This is a genomic window from Streptomyces sp. NPDC029296 (genome assembly GCF_055569255.1).
In genome coordinates this window covers 99,669-121,022 of sequence record NZ_JBVHXT010000028.1, presented here as the reverse complement: position 1 = coordinate 121,022, position 21,354 = coordinate 99,669, and the positions used below count along the sequence as shown (strand labels likewise).

Below are 21,354 nucleotides of genomic sequence, written 5' to 3'. Positions count from 1 at the left end.
CCGGGCCGCCGGCGGCGGGGTGCGCGACGGTGGACGGCATGCGCTCTGTGACGTTCTGGACGACTCTGCCGCTGGTGCTGGCGGCGGCCCTGCTCATCCCCCCGGCCCGGGCGGACGCCCCGCCCCCGGCCCCGCCCAAGGCTCCCGGCCCCGGGGTTCCGGCCCTCGCCCGCGGCTGGCCGGTCGGCACCCGCCCGCCGGTCCTGCGCGGCTGGCGGCCACCGCGGACGGTTTACGGCCCCGGGCACCGGGGGGTGGACCTGGCGGCCCCGCCCGGCTCACCCGTCCGTGCGGTGGCCCCCGGCCGGGTGCTCTTCGCGGGCCGGGTGGCGGGCAGGGGCGTGGTCTCGCTGGAACTGCGGGGAACGGATCTGCGCACGACGTACGAGCCGGTACGGGCTTCGGTGCGCCAGGGCGAGGAGGTGGCGGCGGGCGAGGCGGTGGGGACGCTGGAGGCGGGCGCCCACTGCGGGGCGGCCTCCTGTGTCCACTGGGGCCTGCTCCGGGGCGGGACCTATCTGGACCCGCTGTCCCTGCTCCCGCCGTGGCTGCTGCGCGCCGGGCCGTCGAGACTGCTGCCCGTCCGGCCCGGCGGGCCCGGGGTCAGCCCGTCACTCCCCGCAGGGCCATCGTCACGGCCGCGTCCGTGACCACCGCGGGATCCTCGGCGGCGCCCAGCTCGATCCGCCGCACCGCCGCGTCCACCACGCCCTGCACCAGCATCGCCGCCAGCCGGGGCTGCTCGTGCCCCAGCTCCCCCAACGCCTCGACGATCATCGCGACCAGCCCCCCGTGGGCCGCCCGGATCTTCTCCCGCGCCCCGGCGTCCAGTTCGCTCGCGGAGATGGCCACCACCGCCCGGTGCCGCCGGTCGCCGACCAGCGCGAGTTGCCGGCGCACATACGCCTCGACCTTGCCCTCGGCCGAGCCGGCCCGCTCCATCGCCGCCGCGACCTCGGCCGCCCACACCGGGAAGTCGGTCTCGCACAGCTCCTCGACCACCGCGGCCCGCGACCGGAAGTACTCGTACACGGACGACCGCGCCAGCCCCGTGCGCTCCGCCATCGCGGGGAAGGTCAGTGCCTCCGTCCCGCCCTCGGACAGCAGGGACCGAGCCGCGTCCAGCAGGGCGGCTCGCTGCATCGACCGGTGTTCGGCCACGGAGGCCGCTCGAATCCTTGGCACGCCGACCACTGTACGGACAGGCCCTGCCGCAAGGGAGGCTCAGCGGCCGAAGCCCGCCAGCTTGGCCCGGAGCTGGAGCACGGACTTGGTGTGGATCTGGCTGACCCGGCTCTCGGTGACGCCGAGCACATGGCCGATCTCGGCGAGGGTGAGGCCCTCGTAGTAGTAGAGCGTGACGACGGTCTTCTCCCGCTCGGGCAGGGTGTTGATCGCCCGGGCCAGGAACCGCCGCAGTTCCCGGTCCTCGGCCACCTCCACCGGATTGTCGGCGGCGGTGTCCTCCAGGGTGTCCATCAGACTGAGCCGGTCCCCGCCCTCGCCGCCGACGTGCAGCAGCTCCTCCAGGGCGACCACGTTGGCCAGTGACAGCTGGCTGAACACCGCGTGCAGCTCGTCGACCTCGATGCCCAGTTCGGTGGCGACCTCCCCTTCCGAGGGTGTCCGCCGCAGCCGCGCCTCCAGGGTGGCGTAGGCGCGCTCGACGTTGCGCGCCTTCTGCCGGACCGAGCGGGGGATCCAGTCCAGCGCCCGCAGCTCGTCGATCATGGCGCCGCGGATCCGGGTGATCGCGTACGTCTCGAACTTGATCTCCCGTTCGATGTCGAACTTCTCGATCGCGTCGATCAGCCCGAACACCCCCGAGGACACGAAGTCGGCCTGCTCCACATTGGGCGGCAGCCCGACACTGACCCGGCCCGCCACGTACTTGACCAGCGGCGAGTAGTGCAGGATCAGCTGCTCCCGCAGCCGCTCGTCCCCCGTCGCCTTGTACGACCGCCACAGCTCGTCGAGCGTCGAGGGTGCGGGCGGCCGGGCGCTGCCACCGTCGCGGGCGGCTGGGGGGATCGCCGCCCGGTCGGACCCGGAGGTGTGCTGGGGCATTCGTCGCCTTGTGCCGTTCTGCCGTGAATTACTGTAAAAGTTCGAAATGAAAGCAATCAGGGGAAAGTGGGCTGAGTACAAAGAAGAGACTGACTAGGTGATATGTCGATCTCATGCCGAGTTGAAGGGTTCTGCGTCGCTCCTTCGTGAGCGTAGCGTGACTGTGGAGTCGCGGTGTGGGAACGAGACGGCTCCACCCCTGCGCGGGGCGCGTACCGGAAGGGTGACCGCGCGCCACGGTTTGCTCTCCGTGACCGGCCGGGAGCGCCAACTCCGGGAAACCCCAAGGGTTTCGGGGGTTCCCCCGGACGGCCGAACACGTCGGTCAGCACAGTCGGTCACCGTCCTGGACCGAGGTGACCGCCTGGCGTGTCAACTTCCAGCCATCGCCGTGTCGTTCGACATAGCCAAGTGCTCGGAGTTCGTACAGCCTCGCGATCGCGTCCTCCGGGGTGGTGCGCGCCCCGAGCGCGATCTCCTCGACGGGGGCCGCGCGGTTGCCGGGCAGGGCGGCGAGCACGCCGCGGCTGTGCGGTTCCAGCAGGTCGCGCGGGAGCACCGGGCCGCGCCGGGCGGGGGCGAGATCGCCCATGGCCCCGACGAGTTCGATGATCTCGGTGGCGTCGGTGACCAGGGTGGCCTCGTCGCGCAGCAGGTCGTGCACGCCCGCGGAGAGGGCGCTGGTGACGGGGCCGGGCACGCCCATGGTGAACCGGCGAAGGCGCTGCGCGGCCCGCGCGGTGGCCAGCGAGCCGCTGCGGCGGGCGGCCTCCACGACGACGGTGCCTCGGGTGAGGGCCGCGATGACGCGGTTGCGGAGGATGAACCGGCTGGGCGTCGGATGGTCGCCGGGCGGCAGTTCGCCGACGACCAGTCCCTGGTGGGCGATCCGGGTGAGCAGGGCGGCGTGGCCCCGGGGGTAGGGCTGGTCGACGCCACACGCCAGGACCGCGACGGTGGCACCGCGGGCGGCGAGGGCGCCTCGGTGGGCGGCGCCGTCGATGCCGTAGGCGCCGCCGGACACCACCACCCAGCCGTGTTCGGCGAGTCCGGCGGCGAGGGTGGCCGCCGCGTGGGTGCCGTACTCGGTGCAGGCGCGGGCGCCCACCACGGCCACGGACCGCAGGGCCCACATGCGCAGGCTGGGCCGGCCGCGCACCCACAGACCGAGGGGCCGGCCGTCCCCGAGGTCGTCGAGCTGGCGGGGCCACTCGCCGTCTCCCGGGCACACGAAGCGCGCCCCGGCGGCCCGGGCGAGCGCGAGATCCCGCTCCGGCTCGGCCCGCCCGGCCCGCGCGACGAGCCCCGCCCACCGGTTGGCGGTCACCCCCGGCAGCGCCTTGTCCCCGCACCGCAGCCGCCGCACCACCTCCCCCACCCCGAACTCCCGCACCCATCGCCCCCCGACCTCGTCCCCCGGCTCGATCACCCGCCCGAGAAAGACCCGCCCGAGCAGTTCGTCGCCGGTATCCCGCGCGCCGGTCATGTGAGCGCCCCGATGGCCATCGGCACCCCTCGGGGGACGCCGGTGCGCAGGTGCAGGGCCAGGGCGACGTCGGTCGCGTCCGGCCGGCCGTGCCCGACGAGGTCGGCGACCGTCCAGGCGACGCGCAGCACCCGGTCGATGCCGCGGGCGGTGAGCACGCCGCGTTCCAGGCTCCGTTCGGCCTCGTCCATCGCCCCGGCGGCGGCGTGGTACCGGCCGCGCAGTTCACGGCCGGGCACTTCGCTGTTGGTGCGCCACGGGGTGCCGGTGAGGCGGGCCGCCGCCCGCTCCCGGGCCTGCCGCACCCGCGCGGCCACGGTCGCCGTGGACTCGCCGCGGGCGCCGGGCGCGGTCAGCTGGGCCCGGGTGACCGGATCGACCTCCACCCGCAGGTCGACCCGGTCCAGCAGCGGGCCGGACAGCCGGGACTGGTAGCGGCGGATCGCCGACGGCGGGCACTCGCACAGCGAGTCACGGAGCGAGAAGCGGCCGCAGGGGCAGGGGTTGGCCGCGAGGACCATCAGGAACCTGGCCGGGAAGCGCACCACGCCGGCGCTGCGCGCGATCACGACGTGCCCCGCCTCCAGCGGCTGGCGCAGGGAGTCCAGGGTCTGGCTGTGGAACTCGGGGGCCTCGTCCAGAAAGAGCACACCGCGGTGGGCCAGGGACACCGCTCCGGGCCTGGCGAAGCCGGGGCCGCCACCCACGAGTGACTGCATCGTGGCCGAGTGGTGGGGCGCGCAGTAGGGAGCGACGTCGATGAGCGGCTTGCCCGGGGGCAGCAACCCGGCGACCGAGTGCACCGCCGTGACCTCCAGCGACTCCTTCCGGGTGAGCCGGGGCAGGACGGCGGGCAGGCGTTCGGCGAGCATGGTCTTGCCCGCGCCGGGCGGCCCCTCCAGGAACAGGTGGTGCCCGCCCGCGGCGGCCACCTCCACGGCCGTACGGGCGGCGGTCTGCCCCACCACGTCCGCCAGGTCGTGGTCCTGGTCGTGCTGGGCGGCGCCGACGCTGTGCATGCCGGTCGCCGCGCCCATGCCGGGCACCCGCAGCCCGGCCAGCAGGGGATCGGGCCGGCCCGCTTCGTCCGGGGCCTCTTCGGGTACGGGCTCCTCGGCCAGCACCGCGATGAGCTGCCGCAGGCTGCGGACCCCGAGCACGGACACCCCGGGGACCAATGAGGCCTCGGCGGCGGCGCACTCGGGCACGACCACCTGTTCGTATCCGGCGTCGGCCGCCGCGAGGACGGCCGGCAGGATGCCCCGCACCGGCCGCACGCGGCCGTCCAGTCCCAGCTCTCCGATCATGACGATGTCCGCGAGGACACGGGGATCGATCCGCTCTGCGGCACCGAGCACCGCGCAGGCGACGGCCAGATCGAAGCCCGAGCCGGCCTTGGGGACCGAGGCCGGGCTGAGCCCGACGGTGAGCTTCTTCTGGGGCCACTCGGCACCGGAGTTCACCACCGCCGCCCGGACCCGGTCGCGGCTTTCCGTGAGGCTTTTGTCCGGGAGGCCGACCAGCGTGAAGGCCGCCACTCCGGGTTCCAGGTCGGCCTGGACCTCGACGACCACGCCCTCGACGCCGACCAGGGCGACGGAGCAGGTGCGGGCGAACGCCATTCAGGCCACCCCCCGCGCGTGCTCGACCGACGGCCCGCCCCGGCGGGGCAGGAGGACGCCGACGAGGTCGATGCGGACGCCGCCCGGCGGGGCCCCGCCGTGGGCCTGGATCCAGCATTCGGCGAGGGCCCGCAGCCGGGCCGCCTTCTCGGGGGTCACCGCGGCCATCGGGTGCTCGTACGCACCGCCCCTGCGGGTCTTCACCTCGCAGACGACGAGCGCGTCCCCGTCCCGGGCCACGATGTCGATCTCGCCGGACCGTCCGCTGCGCCAGTTGCGCTCCAGGATCGTCATGCCGGCCTCGGCGAGTCGCCGGGCCGCCAGGTCCTCGCCGTATTTGCCGATCGCTTCTCGTGCGTTCATGTCGGCACCTCCTTCGGCGCCAACCGTCACGCATCCCGGCCCCCGCTGTTGATCTTGGGGGACTACTCATCGGTTGTGGAAAACCTCGCCACCCGAACGAGTGACGTCTCATCGAAGCCGCAGGTCATCAGCCGCCCGGCAGCTCCAGGTCGCTCTTGTTCAGCTCCTCGATGTTCACGTCCTTGAACGTGAGGACGCGGACCTGCTTGACGAAGCGAGCCGGCCGGTACATGTCCCACACCCACGCGTCGGCCATGGTCACCTCGAAGAAAACCTCACCCTGGACCGAGTGCACCTGCATCTCGTAGTCGTTGGTGAGATAGAAACGCCGCTCGGTCTCGATCACGTATTTGAACAGACCGACGACATCTCGGTACTCCCGGTAGAGCTTCAGCTCCATCTCGGTCTCGTACTTTTCGAGGTCCTCGGCGCTCATGGCATGTTCCCCTTCAGCCGTGCGATCCCCCCATTGTGCGCCAGTCCGAAGGGCCCTCAGACGATTTCCGTGTCGAGGGTCAGGGGCCGGGCCGGGGGACCTTCGTCGAGCAGCGTGCGCAGCAGCTCGGCGAGTCTGGTCGGATACACCGTCTCATGTGCCCGGGTCAGTTCCCGGCACGTCCACCAGCGCGCTCCGACGACGCTGCGCCGCTCCAGCTCCGTCAGCGCCGTCGCCGCGGTGGCCGTCTGGCTGGTCCGGGCCAGGTAGTACCACTCGTCCTGGTCCCAGCGGCGGCCCGCGAACGGGAACGAACACCGCCGTCGCCACAGCACGGGGCCCAGTTCGACGTCGGTGATGCCGGTCTCCTCCGCGAGTTCCCGCAGCGCGGCCTCCTCGCGGGTCTCGGCGCCCTCCAGACCGCCGCCGGGCGTGAACCACCAGTCGTCGTCCGGGTCGTCGGGCTCGTGGCCGTGCAGGAGGAGGATGCGGCCTTGGGGGTCGAGGAGCACCACCCGGGCCACCTTCCGCAAGCCGCCCTCGCCCTCGTACGGCACCTCGTCCACGTGCGGCACCGCACCTTCGTAGGGCCCCGCGCCCTCGTCCGGCTCCCCCGTCGGCCGTGTCGTCTCAGCGGGCACCGGTCGTCCCCGGGTGGGCCGTGGCCGGGCGGGAGCGGCTCAGGCGGGTCGCGACCGGGCCGTAGGCGCCGCCGCCGAGGACGAGGACCGCGCCGGCCACGATCAGCACCTCCACCGTGCGCAGCGGGCCCGGCGTGGAGAGGGCGCCCAGCGTCTCGAAGCCGGTGGGGCGCTCGAGCATGCCCTTCCAGGGCCAGACGACGGCATCCACGCGGGCCGAGACGGCGTCGCGGGCGACGGTGCCCCGCGCCGCGTCGGTGAGGTGCGCGGTGGAGTCCAGGGAGCTGCGGCGTTCGTCGCCGAGGAGGAAGAGCCGGCCCTCGGGGACGGTGACCGTGCCGAAGCCCTTGAGTTCGGCCAGGCTGCCCGCGGGCAGGTACGACTCCTCGATGGGCTTGCCGTTGACGGTCAGCTTGCCGTCGGTGCAGCAGGAGACCGTGTCCCCGCCCACGGCGACCACGCGCTTGACCACCTTGGAGTCGGCGACCCAGCTCTTGTCCTCGAAGACGACCACGTCCCCGCGCCGCACCTCGGCGCCGTCGACCCGCTGGGCCAGCACCCGGTCGCCGGGGGCGATGGTGGGCGACATGGAGCCGGTGGGCACGGTGTACGGCCGGTAGACCGCCGCCGCCCACGCGAACCCGCCGAGGAACAGCACCAGCCCCAGCGCCACCGCCAGTCCGGACAGCCGCTGCCCGAGCCGGCCGCCGCCGGCCCGAACCGTGCCGGTGCCGCCGCCCGCCGGGGCCGTACGCGTCGTGCTCTCGCCACCCATGAGCCCGCACCCTACCCGGCGGTACCGACCGGGGGCAGCCCCTCCCTCAGGACCGGGACCACCGGGGCCGGCCGGAGGTCACCGGGCGAACCGGGAGCCGGAGGTCACGGGTCCCGGAGGTCACAGGTCGGCGGGGGCGCCGGGTCCGGTCGCCGCCGGGCGCTCCGGGCCGGCCGTCCCGCGCAGGTGGCGCCGGCGGCGCCACAGCGCCACCGGCAGCACCGCGGCGACGGCCATGCCCTGCGGGGCGACCGTCAGGGACGCGGCGGCCGAGGACTTCTCGTCCAGGCCGGGCTGGTCGAAGGTGTCCGGGACCGGCAGGGTGCCCCAGCGGTTGATGGGCCATGCCTTGACGATGGCGCGGCCGACGACCTCGTCGACGGGGACCATGCCGTGGTTCTTGTCGGACTGGTTGTAGCGGGAGTCACGGGAGTTCTGGCGGTGGTCGCCCATCACCCAGAGGTAGCCCTTGGGCACCTTCACCGTGAACTGGCCGCCCTGGTCGTCCACGCTGCACGGCGTGTTGCCCGGGTAGACATACGGCTCGTCCAGCGGCTTGCCGTTGACCTTCAGCGGGCCGCTGTTCTTGCACTCGACCGTGTCGCCGCCGACCCCGATCACCCGCTTGATCAGGTCCTTCTCCTCCGCCGAGGGCATCAGGCCGATCCAGCTGAGGACCTTCTGCACCGGATTCGGGGTCGGCGTCGGCTCGCCCGCCAGCCAGGTGTCCGGGTCGTGGAAGACGACGACCTCGCCGCGCTCGGGCTCGGAGCCGAACCACGGGGTGAGCTTGTCCACCAGGACACGGTCACCCTGCTGGAGGGTGTTCTGCATCGAGTCGGACGGGATCGAGAACGCCTGCACCAGGAACGTCTTGATCAGCAGCGCCAGGACCAGCGCGATGCCGATCAGGATCGGCAGTTCCTTCCAGAAGGACCGCGGCTTCTTCGGCTGCCGCGCTCCCACGGCCGCGGCCGTGGTCCCGGCGTGCGGCTCCCGCTCGCCCTCCGGCGAACCCGCGTCGCCGTCCGCCCGGTCATTCCCGGAGTTCACGGCGCCGTCCGGTACGGGAACGTCCGAGGCCCCGGGGTGCCCGCGGTTCTCCTCGCCGTCGTGCCCCGACCGTGCGCCAACCGCCACATCCCCCACGCCAACTCCTCACTCTGTGCCGCTGCCTGCCCCACACACTGCGCAGGCCCACCACTCCCATAACGAGCGGGAGTTCCGCAGGGGTCGGGAGCTGTCTCATTCCGTTCCGGTTCTCGGGGGCAACCCTATGCGACGGCCGGGAGACAGCGGCCTTCCCGGACGCCGAGTCGGTGACGCTTGCGAAGGTTTTAGGTTCCGTCAGGCGCGTCCAATGGCCGACCGGCCAGCCGATGACCATGGCCCGGCCGACGACCGAGTCCACGGAGACCGTGCCGCCGTAGGGCGTGTCCTGGTGGGAGCGGGAGTCCGCGGAGTTGCCCCGGTGGTCGCCCATGACCCACAGCCGGCCCTCGGGGACGGTGACGTCGAAGGGCATGGCGGACGGCTGGTCCCCCGGATAGAGGTAGTCGCCCTCGGTGAGGGGGACGCCGTTGACGGTGACGCGGCCTTGCGCGTCGCAGCACACGACGTGGTCGCCGCCGACCCCGATGACCCGTTTGATCAGGTCTTTCTCGTTGTCGGAGGGCAGCAGCCCGATGAAGCTGAGCCCTTCCTTGAGCTGCTTGAGGACCACCGGGTCGTCCTTCTTGGCGGTCTGCTCGCCCTGGAGCCAGCCGCCCGGGTCGTGGAAGACGACGACGTCCCCGCGCCCGGGCTCGGCGCCGAACCAGGGGGTGAGCTTGTCGACCAGCACCCGGTCGCCGATCCGGATCGTCTGCTCCATGGACCCGGACGGGATCACGAACGCCTGGACGAGGAAGGTCTTCAGGACGAGCGCGATGAGGACGGCGACGCCGACCAGGAGGGGGACCTCCCGGACGGCCGAGCGCCGGCGCTTGCGCTTGACCTTGCGCTGGAGCCTGCGGCGCTCCGCGCGCGTGCGGCCGCCGCCGGGCGCGGAGGCGCGGCGGGCCCCAGTGGGCAGCGGGTTGCCGGCGGGGCCGGCGGGCACCCCGCGGGGTTTGCCGCGGTTACCCATGGCCGCCCTCCGCCGGGGCGGCGGGCACGTCCGCGTAGGCGGACGGCCGGGTCAGGTGCGTCCAGTGGCGGTACGGCCACAGGATCCAGTCGGCCCGGCCGATGACGTCGCCCACGGGGATCATGCCGCCGCCGGGCGAGCCGAGGTGGTCCCGGGAGTCGCTGGAGTCGCCGCGGTGGTCGCCGAGGACGAACAGCCGGCCCGGGGGGACGACGACGTCGAAGGGCACGCCGGAGGCGCTGTCCCCCGGATAGAGGAACGCGGTCTCGTCGACCGAGCGGCCGTTCACCTCGATCCTCCCCCGCTTGTCGCAGCAGACCACGTGGTCTCCCCCCACCCCGACGACCCGCTTGACGTAGTCGGCGTCCCCGAAGTACCCGGTGCCGTCGAACACGATGACGTCACCGCGGCTCGGCCGGGCACCGAAACGGTAGGCCAGCTTGTTCACGAGGACGCGGTCCCCGATCCTCAGCCCCCGCTCCATGGATCCGCTCGGGATCTCGAAGGGCTGCACCACGAAGGCGTTGAGGAGCAGCAGGAACGCCAGGCCGACGAGGACGGTGAGGGTGAGGCGGCCGCCCGGGAGCCGGTCGGCGAGCCGGGCCGCCAACGCGAAACGCGACCGGCCCTCCGCCCCCGGAGGACCGGGGTGGGAGGAGCGGTCGCGTCGCGTCGTCGGCTGTGCTTCGGTGTCCATCGGAGCCAGATGCTATCCGGCCCCGCTGTGACCCCGTCGGAGCACTCAGCGCTCGCGCTTCTCCTTGATCTTCGCGGCCTTGCCGCGCAGCTCACGGAGGTAGTACAGCTTGGCGCGGCGCACGTCACCACGGGTGACCAGCTCGATCTTCTCGACGATCGGGGTGTGCACCGGGAAGGTGCGCTCGACGCCGACGGAGAACGAGACCTTGCGGACCGTGAAGGTCTCGCGGACACCGGAGCCCTGGCGGCGGATCACGACGCCCTTGAACTGCTGCACACGGGAGCGGTTGCCCTCGATGACGCGGACGTGGACGTTGACGGTGTCACCCGGGCGGAAGGCCGGGATGTCGCTGCGCAGCGACGCGGAGTCGACGGTGTCGAGCAGGTGAGACATTGTGTCTGCTTTCCTCGCTGATGCCACAGGTCATCAACGGAAACTAGGGGGTTCCAGGAGGACTGCCGTGCGTATCGGGGCGGGCGTCGTGTCCCCCTGTGGCAGGGGCGCTCGCCCGACGGACGCACAACAGCGGCCTATTCTTCCACGCCCTCGGCGCGGCGCCAAAATCGGCCGTACGGCTCCCCGTCCGGGTCCGGTGCCCAGCCCAGGATGGAGAGCATCTCGCGGTCCTTCTTGTCGAAGGCCCCGGGGTCGCAGCGCTCGATCAGGTCGGGCCGGTTGGCGGTCGTACGCCGCAGGGCCTCGTCGCGGCGCCAGCGGGCGATCTTCCCGTGGTGGCCGCTGAGCAGCACCTCGGGGATGTCCCGGCCGCGCCAGACGGGCGGCTTGGTGTAGACGGGGCCTTCGAGGAGGCCGGCCATCGCGCCCGGGGCGAAGGAGTCGTCGCGGTGGGACTCGGCGTTGCCGAGGACGCCGGGCAGCAGCCGGGCGACGGCCTCCGTGACGACCAGGACGGCCGCCTCGCCGCCGGCCAGGACGTAGTCGCCGATGGAGACCTCGTAGACCGGCACGCGGGTGGCGTACTCGTCCATCACGCGCCGGTCGATGCCCTCGTAGCGGGCCGGTGTGAAGATCAGCCAGGGGCGTTCGGACAGCTCGACGGCCAGTTCCTGGGTGAAGGAACGGCCGCTGGGCGTGGGCACGATCAGCGCGGGGGCCCCGGCGCCGGACTCGTAGCCGTCGGCGAGGACCGTGTCGAGGGCCTCGCCCCAGGGGTCGGTCTTCATGACCATGCCGGGGCCGCCGCCGTACGGCGTGTCGTCCACGGTGTTGTGCCGGTCGTACGTCCAGTCCCGCAGGTCGTGCACGTGCACGTTCAGCTGCCCCCGCGCGCGTGCCTTGCCGACGAGGGAGACGTTCAGCGGTTCCAGGTACTCGGGGAAGATCGTGACGACGTCGAGCCTCATGCGTCCTCGTCCCGGGAGGAGGCGATCTCGGCGCGGTCGTCGATGAGACCCGGCGGCGGCGTGATGACCGCCCGCTGCTCCGCCAGGTCGATCTCGGTGACGATCTCCTCCACGAAGGGGATCAGCACCTCGCTGCCGTCCGGGCGCTCCACGATGAACAGGTCCTGCGAGGGCAGGTGGGAGATCTCGGTGATCCGGCCGACCTCCGTGCCGTCCTCGGTGACCACGTCGAGGTCGATCAGCTGGTGGTCGTAGTACTCGTCCTCGTCCTCCGGGAGTTCCTCCGGGTCCACCTCGGCGATCAGCAGGGTGTTGCGCAGGGCCTCGGCCGCGTTGCGGTCCGTGACGCCCTCGAAGCGCAGCAGGAGGCGGCCGCTGTGCACCCGCCCCGTGGCGATGGTCAGCGGTCCCGCGGAAGCGGGGTCCGTGGCGAGTACGGCGCCGGGGGCGAGCCTGAGCTCCGGCTCGTCGGTTCGTACCTCGACGGTGACCTCGCCCTTGATGCCATGGGCACGGCCGATCCGTGCGACTACCAGCTGCACCTGTCCAAATCTCCTGTCATACGACTGCGGGCCGGGGACGGCCCAGTGGCCCTCCCCGGCCCGAGCCGGTTGCGATGAAGCGTCAGCGGACGTCGTCCACGTCGACCAGGTCGACGCGGACGCCGCGACCGCCGATGGCGCCCACGACGGTGCGCAGGGCGCGCGCGGTGCGGCCGTTGCGGCCGATCACCTTGCCGAGGTCGTCCGGGTGGACCCGGACCTCGAGGACGCGCCCGCGACGCAGGTTGCGCGAGGCGACCTGCACATCGTCAGGGTTGTCGACGATGCCCTTCACGAGGTGCTCAAGCGCCTCTTCGAGCATGCTGCTCAGGCCTCGGTCGACTCGGACTCAGCCGCGGCCTCGTCCTTCTTCTCAGCCTTCTTCTTCTGGGTGATCGCCTCACCCTTGCCCTCGTCGTCACCGCCGAGAGCCTCGAACGACGGACGGGCCGGCTTCGGCTCGGCGACGAGCAGCGGCGCGGGGGCCGGCTCGCCCTTGAACTTCTGCCAGTCGCCGGTCTTCTTCAGGATGGCGAGCACGGGCTCGGTCGGCTGCGCGCCGACACCGAGCCAGTACGCCACACGATCGGCGTCCACCTCGATGACCGACGGGTTGTAGGTCGGGTGGTACTTGCCGATCTCCTCGATGGCCCGGCCATCACGGCGGGTACGGGAGTCGGCGACGACGATGCGGTAGTGAGGCGAACGGATCTTGCCCAGACGCTTCAGCTTGATCTTGACTGCCACGGGAGTGGGTTCTCCTGGAATTGACGTGGTTGGGCACGGCAGGACGCCGCGTGGGGTTGCGGTACCCGAGTGCCCGATGGACGCGTCAGCCGGAGGAGAGAGGGGTCCTATGCGACTGTCGAGTACAGCCAGCCATTCTGCCACACCCCGCGGACCGCTTCCGGCCGAGGGTGGGTGAGCCGCGGCACTGGGCACGGGCCGGCGGCACCCGGCGTGGAGGTGAGGCACGTCGGGTGCGCTGCCCGGTGGTGGTGTGAGGTCGCCGCCCGCTGCCCGGCAGCCACGAGATGCCGGTACGCGCGTGCCGCGCCTACGCCGCCCCCATGACCTCCGGGATCCGGAACGGCTTGCCGCAGCCGCCGCAGACGATGGGGGCCTGGGCCAGGACCGACGGGACGACCCGGACGTTGCGCCCGCAGTCGCACACCGCCTTGACCCGGACGCCGCCGCCGGAGGAGCCGTGCCGGGCGGCCGGGCCGCGGAAGGTGCGGGCGGTGTCGGCCGAGGTGGCGGCCATGTGCGCCTTCAGCGCACGCTGGAGCCGCTCCATCGTCGGGCGGTAGCGCCGCTTCGCCTCGGCGTTGAGCGTGACCAGGGAGAAACCGCTGCTCGGATGCGGCTCCTCGGGGTGGTCCAGGCCCAGCTCCTCGGCGATCGCGAGGAAACGGCGGTTGTGGTAGCGGCCGGCCCGGGAGGTGTCGCGGACACCCCGGGCGGCGGCGATGCCGTGGACTGCCTCATGGAGCAGTCGTTCGAAGGAGAGTTCGTGACCGCACGCGGACGACGACTCTCCGATCAGGGACTCTGGTGCGGCTAGGTCCGGCAGCTCGGGGTGGTGCCGCTGAATGTCGGCCCACGCCTGCGCCAGCTCTGCGGCGAGAACAGGTGGTGTCTGTGTCGTGCTCACGTAATGACAACGAGCGGGGGTACCTCTGTGTTCCTATTCCGGGGCATCCCAAATAATTTGCACGTACCCGTCAGTTGCCGCTGATGCGTCCTGACGAGGGCGGGTGCGCTGATCTGCGGAGAAGCGTCACAGCTCCGCACAAGCTGGTGCGTAGTCGGCCCTACGCACCGACGGTGGGCCCGGGGGCGACACGGGCCGCCGGCCCCGCGAGGGGCGGATCCGGCCGCTCGCGGTCCGCCGTCCCGTCCCGGCCGGCGTCACCGCCCGCGTGACGTTACCGGGTACCGCCGCACCGCCCGCCACCGGCCCGCCCCGCCGGCCGCGCGCCGCCGCCCCGCTCGCGGCCACCGTACGGCCCCCCAGGTTGCCGGGATGTGAATTCTCGCCACACCCGCGTCCCACGGCCAAGCCGGACCCCAAGACCCCTGGACGGCACAGCGGGCCGGGAGTTACCTGGCATACGTGGGATGTGCGCGGCACTCCACGGGGGCCACACCCGGGTACAGCGGCGAACTGTCGGCGGATTGGGGCGCTTCCATGACACCTACGCTCGTGCGGCAGCACGTGGTCCACGCGGACCCGGCACTCCGCGTGGACCCGAGCGCACGCGCGCGTGACTGGTCCGAGATCCAGGAGCGGATGCTCGTACCGCTCTTCGAGGCCGTGTACGACCGGCTCGGCGTGGGTTCCCCCGGCCGGCTGCTGGGGCTGCGCTGCGGGTCCGGGCTCGCCCTGCTGCTGGCGGCCTCCCGGGGCGCCGCGGTCACCGGCGTCGAGACCGCCTTCCCGGAACGGCTCGCCCTCGCGCACGCCCGCCTGCTGCCGGACGTCCCGTCCGGCGGCACGCGCCCGCGAACGGCCCCGGAGCTCCTCGACACCCTGCCCGCCGACCCGGCCGGCGGGGAGCCGTACACGCTGGTGGCCGTCTTCGAGCCGGGCGACGCCGACGGGCTCGCCGAGTCGCTCGCCGGCGCGCTGCCGCTGGCCGCGCGCGGGGCGGCCGTGGTGCTGACCGGCTGGGGGCCGCCCGAGCGCTGCGCCACCACCTCGGTGCTGCGCACGGCCGCCGCGCTGGCCGACCCGCTGCCCGGGGCGCGCGGCTGGCGGCCCGCCCGGCGCGACGACCTGGAGGAGGCCGCCGCCCGAGCCGGGCTGCGCCCGGACGGCTCGGGCCGGGTCGCCTGCCCGTTCGGGTACGCCGGCCTCGGCAGCGCCGTGCGGGGGCTGCTGTCGACCGGGCTGTTCGACGCGGCGATCGCGGCGACCGACGCCCGGCAGGTCGACAAGGAGCTGACGGAGGCCCTGCACCCCTACCGCCGCCCGGACGGCACGGTGTGGATGCCGAATGTCTTCCGCTACCTCATTGCCCGGGTTCCCTAGGTCCCGGGTCTAGGCTTCGCCGTCCTTGCCGAGGCGGGTGATGCCGGCGATGCGGTAGGCGTCCGCCTCCTCCAGCGTCTCGTTCTCCAGCAGGGCGTGCGCGAGCGCGTCGAGCTGCCCCCGGTGGTCGCGGAGCTTGTGGCACGCCTCCGCGTAGCACTCGTCCACGATCCGCCGCATCTCGGCGTCGATCACGTCGAGGGTCTGCGGGGCGGCGGCGAGTCCGTAGGCCTGCTGGGCGTCGTTCGGCAGCGCGGACAGCCGGCCGACCCGCTCGCTCATGCCCCAGCGCGACACCATGCCCCGGGCGATGCCGGTGACCTGTTCCAGGTCGCTCTCGGACCCCGTGGTGACCACGCCGTAGACCACCTGCTCGGCCGCCATCCCGCCCAGCGCGCCGATGATCCGGCCGCGCAGGTACTCCTCGGTGAACGCGTACTTGTCCGATTCCGGCGTCGACAGGGTGACGCCCAGCGCCCGGCCGCGCGGCACGATCGTGATCTTCCGGACCGGATCGGCGCCCGGCTGGAGCATGCCCAGCAGCGCGTGCCCGCTCTCGTGGTACGCGGTGCGCCGGCGCTCCTCCTCGGGCATCACCAGCGGGCGCTCCGCCCCGAGCTGCACCTTCTCCAGCGCTTCGGACAGGTCGGCGCGGGTCACCCGCCCCTGCCCCCGTTTGACCGCGAGCAGCGCGGCCTCGTTGGCCAGGTTCGCCAGTTCCGCGCCGGTCATGCCCGGTGTCGTGCGGGCCACCTGCCCGAGGTCGACGTCGTCGGCGAGGGGGATCTCGCGGGTGTGGATCCTCAGGATGGCCTCGCGTCCGCCGCGGTCCGGCGGCGAGACCTGCACCACCCGGTCGAAGCGGCCGGGGCGGGTCAGGGCCGGATCGAGGATGTCGGCGCGGTTGGTGGCCGCGACCACGATCACGCCCTCCGAACCGGAGAAACCGTCCATCTCGGTGAGGATCTGGTTCAGCGTCTGCTCGCGCTCGTCGTGCCCGCCCATCGACGCGCCGCCGCCACGCGCCCGCCCGATGGTGTCGATCTCGTCGATGAAGATGATCGACGGCGCCACCTTGCGGGCCTCCGCGAACAGCTCCCGCACCCGGGAGGCGCCCACCCCCACGATCATCTCGATGAACTCGGAGGCCGAAGCCGAGAAGAACGGCACGCCCGCCTCCCCGGCCACCGCCCGCGCCAGCAGCGTCTTGCCGGTGCCGGGCGGCCCGGCGAGCAGCACGCCCCGGGGCATCTTGGCGCCCATCCGGCGGTAGGCGTCGGGATTCTTCAGGAAGTCGACGACGTCGTTCAGCTCGGCCTCGACCTCGTCGATGCCGGCCACGTCGGCGAACGTGGTGCGCTTCTCCCCCGGCACCAGTTCCACCGGCTTGGGCGGCGCCTTGCGGCCGAGCATCCCGCCGGGACCGCCGAGCCCCGCGCTCATCCGCCGGGCGACGAACACCCAGACGGCGATCAGCAGCAGCATCGGCGCCAGCGAGATCAGCAGGTTGGCGAGAAAGCTGCGGTGCTGGACGACCGGCTCGGCGGTCACGGTGACCTTGTGCCGGGTCAGGTTCGCCCACAGGTCGTCGTCCGCGAACGAGGGCCGTTCGGTGTTGAACTTGGTGTACCCGCCGCCGCCCTCCGGGTTCTCGCGCTCCTTCTTGAGCTGGCCCTGGAGGGAGTCGCCCTTGGCGTAGATCTTGGCGACGTTGCCCCCGTCCACCTGCCTGCTGAACTCCGTGTACGAGATCGTCGGCTCGTTCGCCTGGTCGACGTAGGACAGCACCAGGTTCGCGATCAGGTACACGACCAGCGCGGTGAGGATCAGCCGCCACCAGCCGCCCCGCATCCCGCGCCCGCCGGGGGGCTGCCGCTGCGGCTCCTCCGGGGCGCCCTCGGTGCGCCAGGGCTGGTCCGGCGACTTGCGCGGCGGAGCGGGGTTGCTCATACCGGGACGGTACGACACCCTCCCCGCACCGGCATGCGCTGAGGGCGCCCTTCCGGTGGAAGGACGCCCCCAGCGGCGTACGGGCCGGGCCCGGTGGGCCGGGTCAGCCCATGAACTTCTTGAACTCGTCCGGCAGCTCGAAGTCCTGGTCCTGCTGGCCCGGCAGGCCGAAGGCGCCGCCACCCTGCGCGGCGGCCTCGCGGCGCTGGGCCGCCTCCAGCTCCTGCTGCTTGCGCTTCATCGGGTTGCCGGAGCGCTGCTTGCCCTTGGCCTTCTTCTGCTGCTTCTTCTGCCGGCCGGGGCCGCCGCCCATGCCCGGGATCCCCGGCATGCCCGGCATGCCGCCGCCCTGGGCCATGCGGGACATCATCTTGCGGGCCTCGAAGAACCGCTCGACCAGGCCCTTGACCGCACTGACGTCGACGCCGGAGCCCTTGGCGATACGGGCGCGGCGGGAGCCGTTGATGATCGTCGGGTCCTGGCGCTCGGCCGGGGTCATCGACTTGATGATCGCGGCGGTGCGGTCGACGTCCCGCTCGTCCAGGTTGGCGATCTGGTCCTTGATCTGGCCCATGCCCGGGAGCATGCCGAGCAGCTTGCTGATGCTGCCCATCTTCCTGACCTGCTCCATCTGGGACAGGAAGTCGTCCAGGGTGAAGTCCTGGCCCTTCTTGGACGCCAGCTTCGAGGCCATCTTGGCGGCCTCTTCCTGGCTGAAGGTCTTCTCCGCCTGCTCGATCAGGGTGAGCAGGTCACCCATGTCGAGGATGCGGGAGGCCATCCGGTCCGGGTGGAACGCGTCGAAGTCGTCCAGCTTCTCGCCGTTCGACGCGAACATGATCGGCTTGCCGGTGATCTGCCGGATGGACAGGGCGGCACCGCCGCGGGCGTCGCCGTCGAGCTTGGAGAGCACCACGCCGTCGAAGCCGACGCCGTCGCGGAAGGCCTCGGCGGTGTTGACGGCGTCCTGACCGATCATCGCGTCGACCACGAACAGGATCTCGTCCGGGGAGACGGCGTCGCGGATGTCGGCGGCCTGCTGCATCATCTCGGCGTCGATACCGAGGCGGCCGGCGGTGTCCACGATCACGATGTCGTGGACCTTGGACTTCGCGAACTCGATGGAGTCCTTGGCGACCTTCACCGGGTCGCCGACGCCGTTGCCCGGCTCCGGCGCGTACACCGCGACGCCGGCGCGCTCGGCGACGACGCTCAGCTGGTTGACGGCGTTGGGGCGCTGGAGGTCGCAGGCGACCAGCAGCGGGGAGTGGCCCTGCTCCTTGAGCCACCTGCCGAGCTTGCCGGCGAGCGTGGTCTTGCCGGCGCCCTGGAGACCGGCCAGCATGATCACGGTGGGCGGCTGCTTGGCGAAGCGGAGCCGCCGGGTCTCGCCGCCCAGGATGTCCACCAGCTCGTCGTTGACGATCTTGATGAACTGCTGCGCCGGGTTGAGGGCCTTGGAGATCTCGACCCCGAGCGCCCTTTCCTTCACGTTCTTGACGAACGCCCGGACGACGGGGAGGGCCACGTCGGCTTCGAGAAGCGCGATGCGGATTTCCCGGGCCGTGGCGTCGATGTCCGCCTCGCTGAGCCTGCCCTTGCCCCGCAGGGACTTGAAGGTGGCTGTGAGGCGGTCGGAGAGAGTATCGAACACGGCGGCGTAGGTCCTCGCGTCGGCGGCTGTCTGAGTCGTCCTCCAGGGTATCTGGCCGCGCAAGCGATTCGCCCCCGCCCGTCCGGGTGGGTGAACCCGCGCCGGCGGGGCCGCGCCGGCGCGGCACGAGGTCACCCCCGCAGCGTCTCCTCCAGCACACCCGCCAGCGAGGACGCGTCCCCGGCCGGCAGCGGCGCGCCCGTGCCCGTCGTGACGTAGAACGCGTCCACCGCGTTGGCCCCCAGCGTCGACACGTGCATGCTCCGGACCCGGACGCCCGCCTTCTCCAGGGCTGTGCCGATGCGGTGCAGCAGGCCGGGGGCGTCCTGGGCGCGGACCTCGATGACCGTGGCGTGGCGGGAGGCGGCCGGGGCCACCGTGACCCGGGGCGGCGGGGCGGTCCAGCCGCGCCGGCGGGGGTAGGCGGCGTCGCGTTCGGCGAGGCGGCCGGCGATGTCCAGGGAGCCGTCCAGGGCGCGCACGAGGTCGGTGCGCAGCCGGGCCGCCTGGGGCAGGGAGCCGTACTCGGCGGCGACCCGCCAGTCGAGGAGCAGGATCGTGCCGTCGTCGTCCACGTCCGCCGGCAGGCGCAGGGCGCGCAGTTCGGCCGTGCGGACGGTGAGGCGGTGCACGGCGAGGACCCCGGCGACGGCGGGCAGGACGCCCGGCTGGTCGGGGACGGCGATGAGGAGTTCGACGCCGAGGGGTTCCGGTTCGCCGGGCGGCGGCTCCGCGCCGGGCAGGGGCTCGGTCTGGGCGCGCAGGGCGAGGACCGGGCCGCCGGTGCGGAAGGCCTCGACGGCGAGCCGTTCCTGCTCGGCGGTGGGCGCGGCGGGCTCGGGTTCGTCGGGGGCGGCCCCGGCGAGGACGCCGCGGACGCGCCGGACCAGGTCGGCGACGAGGGAGCCGCGCCAGGAGGACCAGGCGGCCGGGCCGGTGGCGAGGGCGTCCGCCTCGGTGAGGGCGTGCAGCAGTTCCAGGGTGCCCTCGGTGCCGACCGCGGCGGCGACGGAGCGGACGGTGGCGGGGTCGTCCAGGTCGCGGCGGGTGGCGGTCTCGACGAGCAGCAGGTGGTGGCGGACCAGCGTGGCCAGCACGGTGGCGTCGGCGCGGTCGAAGCCGATCCGCGCGGCGACGTCCTTGGCGATGATCTCGCCGGCCACCGAGTGGTCGCCGGGCCAGCCCTTGCCGATGTCGTGCAGCAGGGCGGCGACCAGCAGGAGGTCGGGGCGGCCGACCCGGCGGGTGAGCGCGGAGGCGCGGACGGCGGTCTCGATGAGGTGCCGGTCGACCGTCCAGATGTGGACGGCGTTGCGCTGGGGGCGGCAGCGGACCCGTTCCCAGTCGGGGAGCAGGCGGCTGATCAGGCCCTCGGCCTCCAGCGCCTCCCAGACCTCGACGGTCGGGCGGCCGGAGCCGAGGAGGGTGACGAGTTGTTCGCGGGCCTCGGCGGGCCAGGGGGTGGGCAGGGGGCGCGCGGTGGCGGCCATGCGCCGTACGGCGTGCAGGGAGAGCGGCAGGCCGGCCTGCGCGGCGGCGGCCGCGGCGCGCAGCGGGAGGACGGGGTCGCGGTCGGGGCGGGCGGCGCGGGCGAGCACCACCTCGCCGTCCTGTTCCACGACGCCCTCGGCCAGGGGCGAGCGTTCGGTGGCCGGCCGTCCGCCGCCGATGAGGGCGCGCAGGCGGGGCCGTACGGCGCGGGAGCGCAGGACGCGTCCCACCTCGCGCCAGGTGACGTCGCCGGCGTACGCGATGACGCGGGCGGATTCGTAGACCTGGCGCAGCAGGGTGTCGGCGTCGAGCAGGCCCAGTCCGGCGGCCACCTGGTCCTGTTCCTGGAGGGCGAGCCGGTCGGTGGCGCGGCCGGTGGCCAGGTGGAGGGCGTCGCGGACGTCGAGCAGGCGGCGGCGGGCGTCGGCCAGTCCCTCGCGGGGGGCGTCGGCGAGCCAGGAGGCGGCGACGGCGCGCAGCGCGGTGACGTCGCGCAGGCCGCCGCGGGCCTCCTTGAGGTCGGGTTCGAGCAGGTAGCACAGTTCGCCCTGGCGGGCGGCGCGTTCGGCGCACAGGTCCCGGAGTTCGGGCAGGCGCCTCGCGGCCTGGTTGCGCCAGTCGGTGAGGACGGCGGTGCGCAGGCCGGCGGTGAGGGTGCTGTCGCCGGCGAGGTGGCGGGCGTCCAGCAGGCCGAGGTGGACCTTCAGGTCCTCGGCGGCGGTGGTGCGGGCCTCGGCGGGGGTGCGGACGGAGTGGTCGAGGGAGAGGCCGAGGTCCCAGACCGGGTACCAGATCCGGTCGGCGAGGGCGGCGACGGCGGCGGGGTCGGAGCCGTCGTGCAGCAGGACGAGGTCGAGGTCGCTGCGCGGGGACAGCTCGCCGCGGCCGTAGCCGCCGACGGCGACGAGGGAGACGCCCCTGGCGGGGCCGGCCGCCGCGGTGAACAGTCCGGCGAGCCAGTCGTCGGTCAGTCCGGCGAGGGCGGAACGGCGCGGCGGCCCGGACCGCGCGTCCTCGGTGAGGAGGCGCAGCCGGGCCGCCGCGTAGCCGCCGGGCCCCGGGTCTTCCGTTTCCGTGTACGTGTCCGTGCCCGTCACCCGG

The 21,354-nt window shown here is 73.2% G+C and carries 22 protein-coding genes; 2 read left to right on the top strand and 20 right to left on the bottom strand.

Annotated features, from left to right (window positions below):
* The first annotated feature begins 38 nt into the window (after positions 1-38).
* A complete protein-coding gene (locus tag ACZ4W9_RS24380) occupies positions 39-650 on the top strand; it encodes a murein hydrolase activator EnvC family protein (protein WP_467939198.1) in 612 nt (203 codons plus the stop codon).
* Here the strand turns inward: ACZ4W9_RS24380 and ACZ4W9_RS24375 are convergent.
* The 17 genes from ACZ4W9_RS24375 to ACZ4W9_RS24295 all read right to left on the bottom strand — a co-directional run bounded on the left by ACZ4W9_RS24375 (position 604) and on the right by ACZ4W9_RS24295 (position 13,778).
* Positions 604-1,161, bottom strand: coding sequence for a TetR/AcrR family transcriptional regulator (locus ACZ4W9_RS24375; RefSeq protein WP_467939216.1), 558 nt, complete (start codon positions 1,159-1,161; stop codon positions 604-606). The genes ACZ4W9_RS24380 and ACZ4W9_RS24375 overlap by 47 nt on opposite strands.
* 63 nt (positions 1,162-1,224) lie before the next feature.
* On the bottom strand, positions 1,225-2,067 hold the full coding sequence (gene whiG / locus ACZ4W9_RS24370; RefSeq protein WP_467939196.1) for an RNA polymerase sigma factor WhiG: 843 nt from the start codon (positions 2,065-2,067) through the stop codon (positions 1,225-1,227).
* Between the two features lie 325 nt (positions 2,068-2,392).
* On the bottom strand, positions 2,393-3,553 hold the full coding sequence (gene dprA, locus ACZ4W9_RS24365) for a DNA-processing protein DprA (protein ID WP_467939194.1): 1,161 nt from the start codon (positions 3,551-3,553) through the stop codon (positions 2,393-2,395).
* Positions 3,550-5,175 (bottom strand): YifB family Mg chelatase-like AAA ATPase, encoded by a 1,626-nt coding sequence (locus ACZ4W9_RS24360; RefSeq protein ID WP_467939192.1) that lies wholly within the window; start codon positions 5,173-5,175, stop codon positions 3,550-3,552. The genes dprA and ACZ4W9_RS24360 overlap by 4 nt, the downstream gene beginning before the upstream one ends.
* Positions 5,176-5,538, bottom strand: a complete 363-nt coding sequence (locus tag ACZ4W9_RS24355) for a YraN family protein (protein ID WP_467939190.1) — start codon at positions 5,536-5,538, stop codon at positions 5,176-5,178.
* A 127-nt stretch (positions 5,539-5,665) separates the two neighbouring features.
* Entirely contained in the window at positions 5,666-5,974 is a 309-nt protein-coding gene (locus tag ACZ4W9_RS24350) for a DUF2469 domain-containing protein (RefSeq protein ID WP_014675276.1), read from the bottom strand.
* Positions 5,975-6,030: 56 nt separating this feature from the next.
* Positions 6,031-6,549 (bottom strand): NUDIX hydrolase, encoded by a 519-nt coding sequence (locus tag ACZ4W9_RS24345; RefSeq protein WP_467939188.1) that lies wholly within the window; start codon positions 6,547-6,549, stop codon positions 6,031-6,033.
* A gap of 55 nt (positions 6,550-6,604) precedes the next feature.
* Positions 6,605-7,390: a signal peptidase I gene (gene lepB / locus ACZ4W9_RS24340; RefSeq protein WP_467939186.1), complete on the bottom strand. Its 786-nt coding sequence runs from the start codon at positions 7,388-7,390 to the stop codon at positions 6,605-6,607.
* Between the two features lie 120 nt (positions 7,391-7,510).
* Complete coding sequence (gene lepB / locus ACZ4W9_RS24335) at positions 7,511-8,539, bottom strand: signal peptidase I (protein ID WP_467939184.1); 1,029 nt, start codon at positions 8,537-8,539, stop codon at positions 7,511-7,513.
* Positions 8,427-9,518, bottom strand: a complete 1,092-nt coding sequence (gene lepB, locus ACZ4W9_RS24330) for a signal peptidase I (protein ID WP_467939182.1) — start codon at positions 9,516-9,518, stop codon at positions 8,427-8,429. The genes lepB (ACZ4W9_RS24335) and lepB (ACZ4W9_RS24330) overlap by 113 nt, the downstream gene beginning before the upstream one ends.
* Positions 9,511-10,215 (bottom strand): signal peptidase I, encoded by a 705-nt coding sequence (gene lepB / locus ACZ4W9_RS24325; RefSeq protein ID WP_467939180.1) that lies wholly within the window; start codon positions 10,213-10,215, stop codon positions 9,511-9,513. The genes lepB (ACZ4W9_RS24330) and lepB (ACZ4W9_RS24325) overlap by 8 nt, the downstream gene beginning before the upstream one ends.
* Before the next feature lie 45 nt (positions 10,216-10,260).
* Complete coding sequence (gene rplS / locus ACZ4W9_RS24320) at positions 10,261-10,611, bottom strand: 50S ribosomal protein L19 (protein WP_467939178.1); 351 nt, start codon at positions 10,609-10,611, stop codon at positions 10,261-10,263.
* A gap of 137 nt (positions 10,612-10,748) precedes the next feature.
* Complete coding sequence (gene trmD / locus ACZ4W9_RS24315) at positions 10,749-11,582, bottom strand: tRNA (guanosine(37)-N1)-methyltransferase TrmD (protein ID WP_467939176.1); 834 nt, start codon at positions 11,580-11,582, stop codon at positions 10,749-10,751.
* Complete coding sequence (rimM, locus tag ACZ4W9_RS24310; RefSeq protein WP_467939174.1) at positions 11,579-12,124, bottom strand: ribosome maturation factor RimM; 546 nt, start codon at positions 12,122-12,124, stop codon at positions 11,579-11,581. The genes trmD and rimM overlap by 4 nt, the downstream gene beginning before the upstream one ends.
* An 82-nt stretch (positions 12,125-12,206) precedes the next feature.
* Positions 12,207-12,446, bottom strand: a complete 240-nt coding sequence (locus ACZ4W9_RS24305) for an RNA-binding protein (RefSeq protein ID WP_030612780.1) — start codon at positions 12,444-12,446, stop codon at positions 12,207-12,209.
* Positions 12,447-12,451: 5 nt separating this feature from the next.
* Positions 12,452-12,871: a 30S ribosomal protein S16 gene (gene rpsP, locus ACZ4W9_RS24300; RefSeq protein WP_023546467.1), complete on the bottom strand. Its 420-nt coding sequence runs from the start codon at positions 12,869-12,871 to the stop codon at positions 12,452-12,454.
* A 310-nt stretch (positions 12,872-13,181) separates the two neighbouring features.
* Positions 13,182-13,778 (bottom strand): hypothetical protein, encoded by a 597-nt coding sequence (locus ACZ4W9_RS24295; protein WP_467939171.1) that lies wholly within the window; start codon positions 13,776-13,778, stop codon positions 13,182-13,184.
* Between the two features lie 537 nt (positions 13,779-14,315).
* Here ACZ4W9_RS24295 and ACZ4W9_RS24290 point away from each other — a divergent pair.
* The gene (locus ACZ4W9_RS24290) at positions 14,316-15,158 is read left to right on the top strand and encodes an SAM-dependent methyltransferase (RefSeq protein ID WP_467939169.1); all 843 of its coding nucleotides are present in this window, start codon (positions 14,316-14,318) and stop codon (positions 15,156-15,158) included.
* Between the two features lie 9 nt (positions 15,159-15,167).
* Here ACZ4W9_RS24290 and ftsH read toward each other — a convergent pair whose 3' ends face one another.
* The 3 genes from ftsH to ACZ4W9_RS24275 all read right to left on the bottom strand — a co-directional run bounded on the left by ftsH (position 15,168) and on the right by ACZ4W9_RS24275 (position 21,350).
* Positions 15,168-17,108 (bottom strand): ATP-dependent zinc metalloprotease FtsH, encoded by a 1,941-nt coding sequence (gene ftsH / locus ACZ4W9_RS24285; protein ID WP_467939167.1) that lies wholly within the window; start codon positions 17,106-17,108, stop codon positions 15,168-15,170.
* A 103-nt stretch (positions 17,109-17,211) separates the two neighbouring features.
* Complete coding sequence (ffh, locus tag ACZ4W9_RS24280; protein WP_467939165.1) at positions 17,212-18,762, bottom strand: signal recognition particle protein; 1,551 nt, start codon at positions 18,760-18,762, stop codon at positions 17,212-17,214.
* 131 nt (positions 18,763-18,893) lie between these two features.
* Positions 18,894-21,350: a [protein-PII] uridylyltransferase gene (locus tag ACZ4W9_RS24275; RefSeq protein ID WP_467939163.1), complete on the bottom strand. Its 2,457-nt coding sequence runs from the start codon at positions 21,348-21,350 to the stop codon at positions 18,894-18,896.
* Between the last annotated feature and the right edge of the window lie 4 nt (positions 21,351-21,354).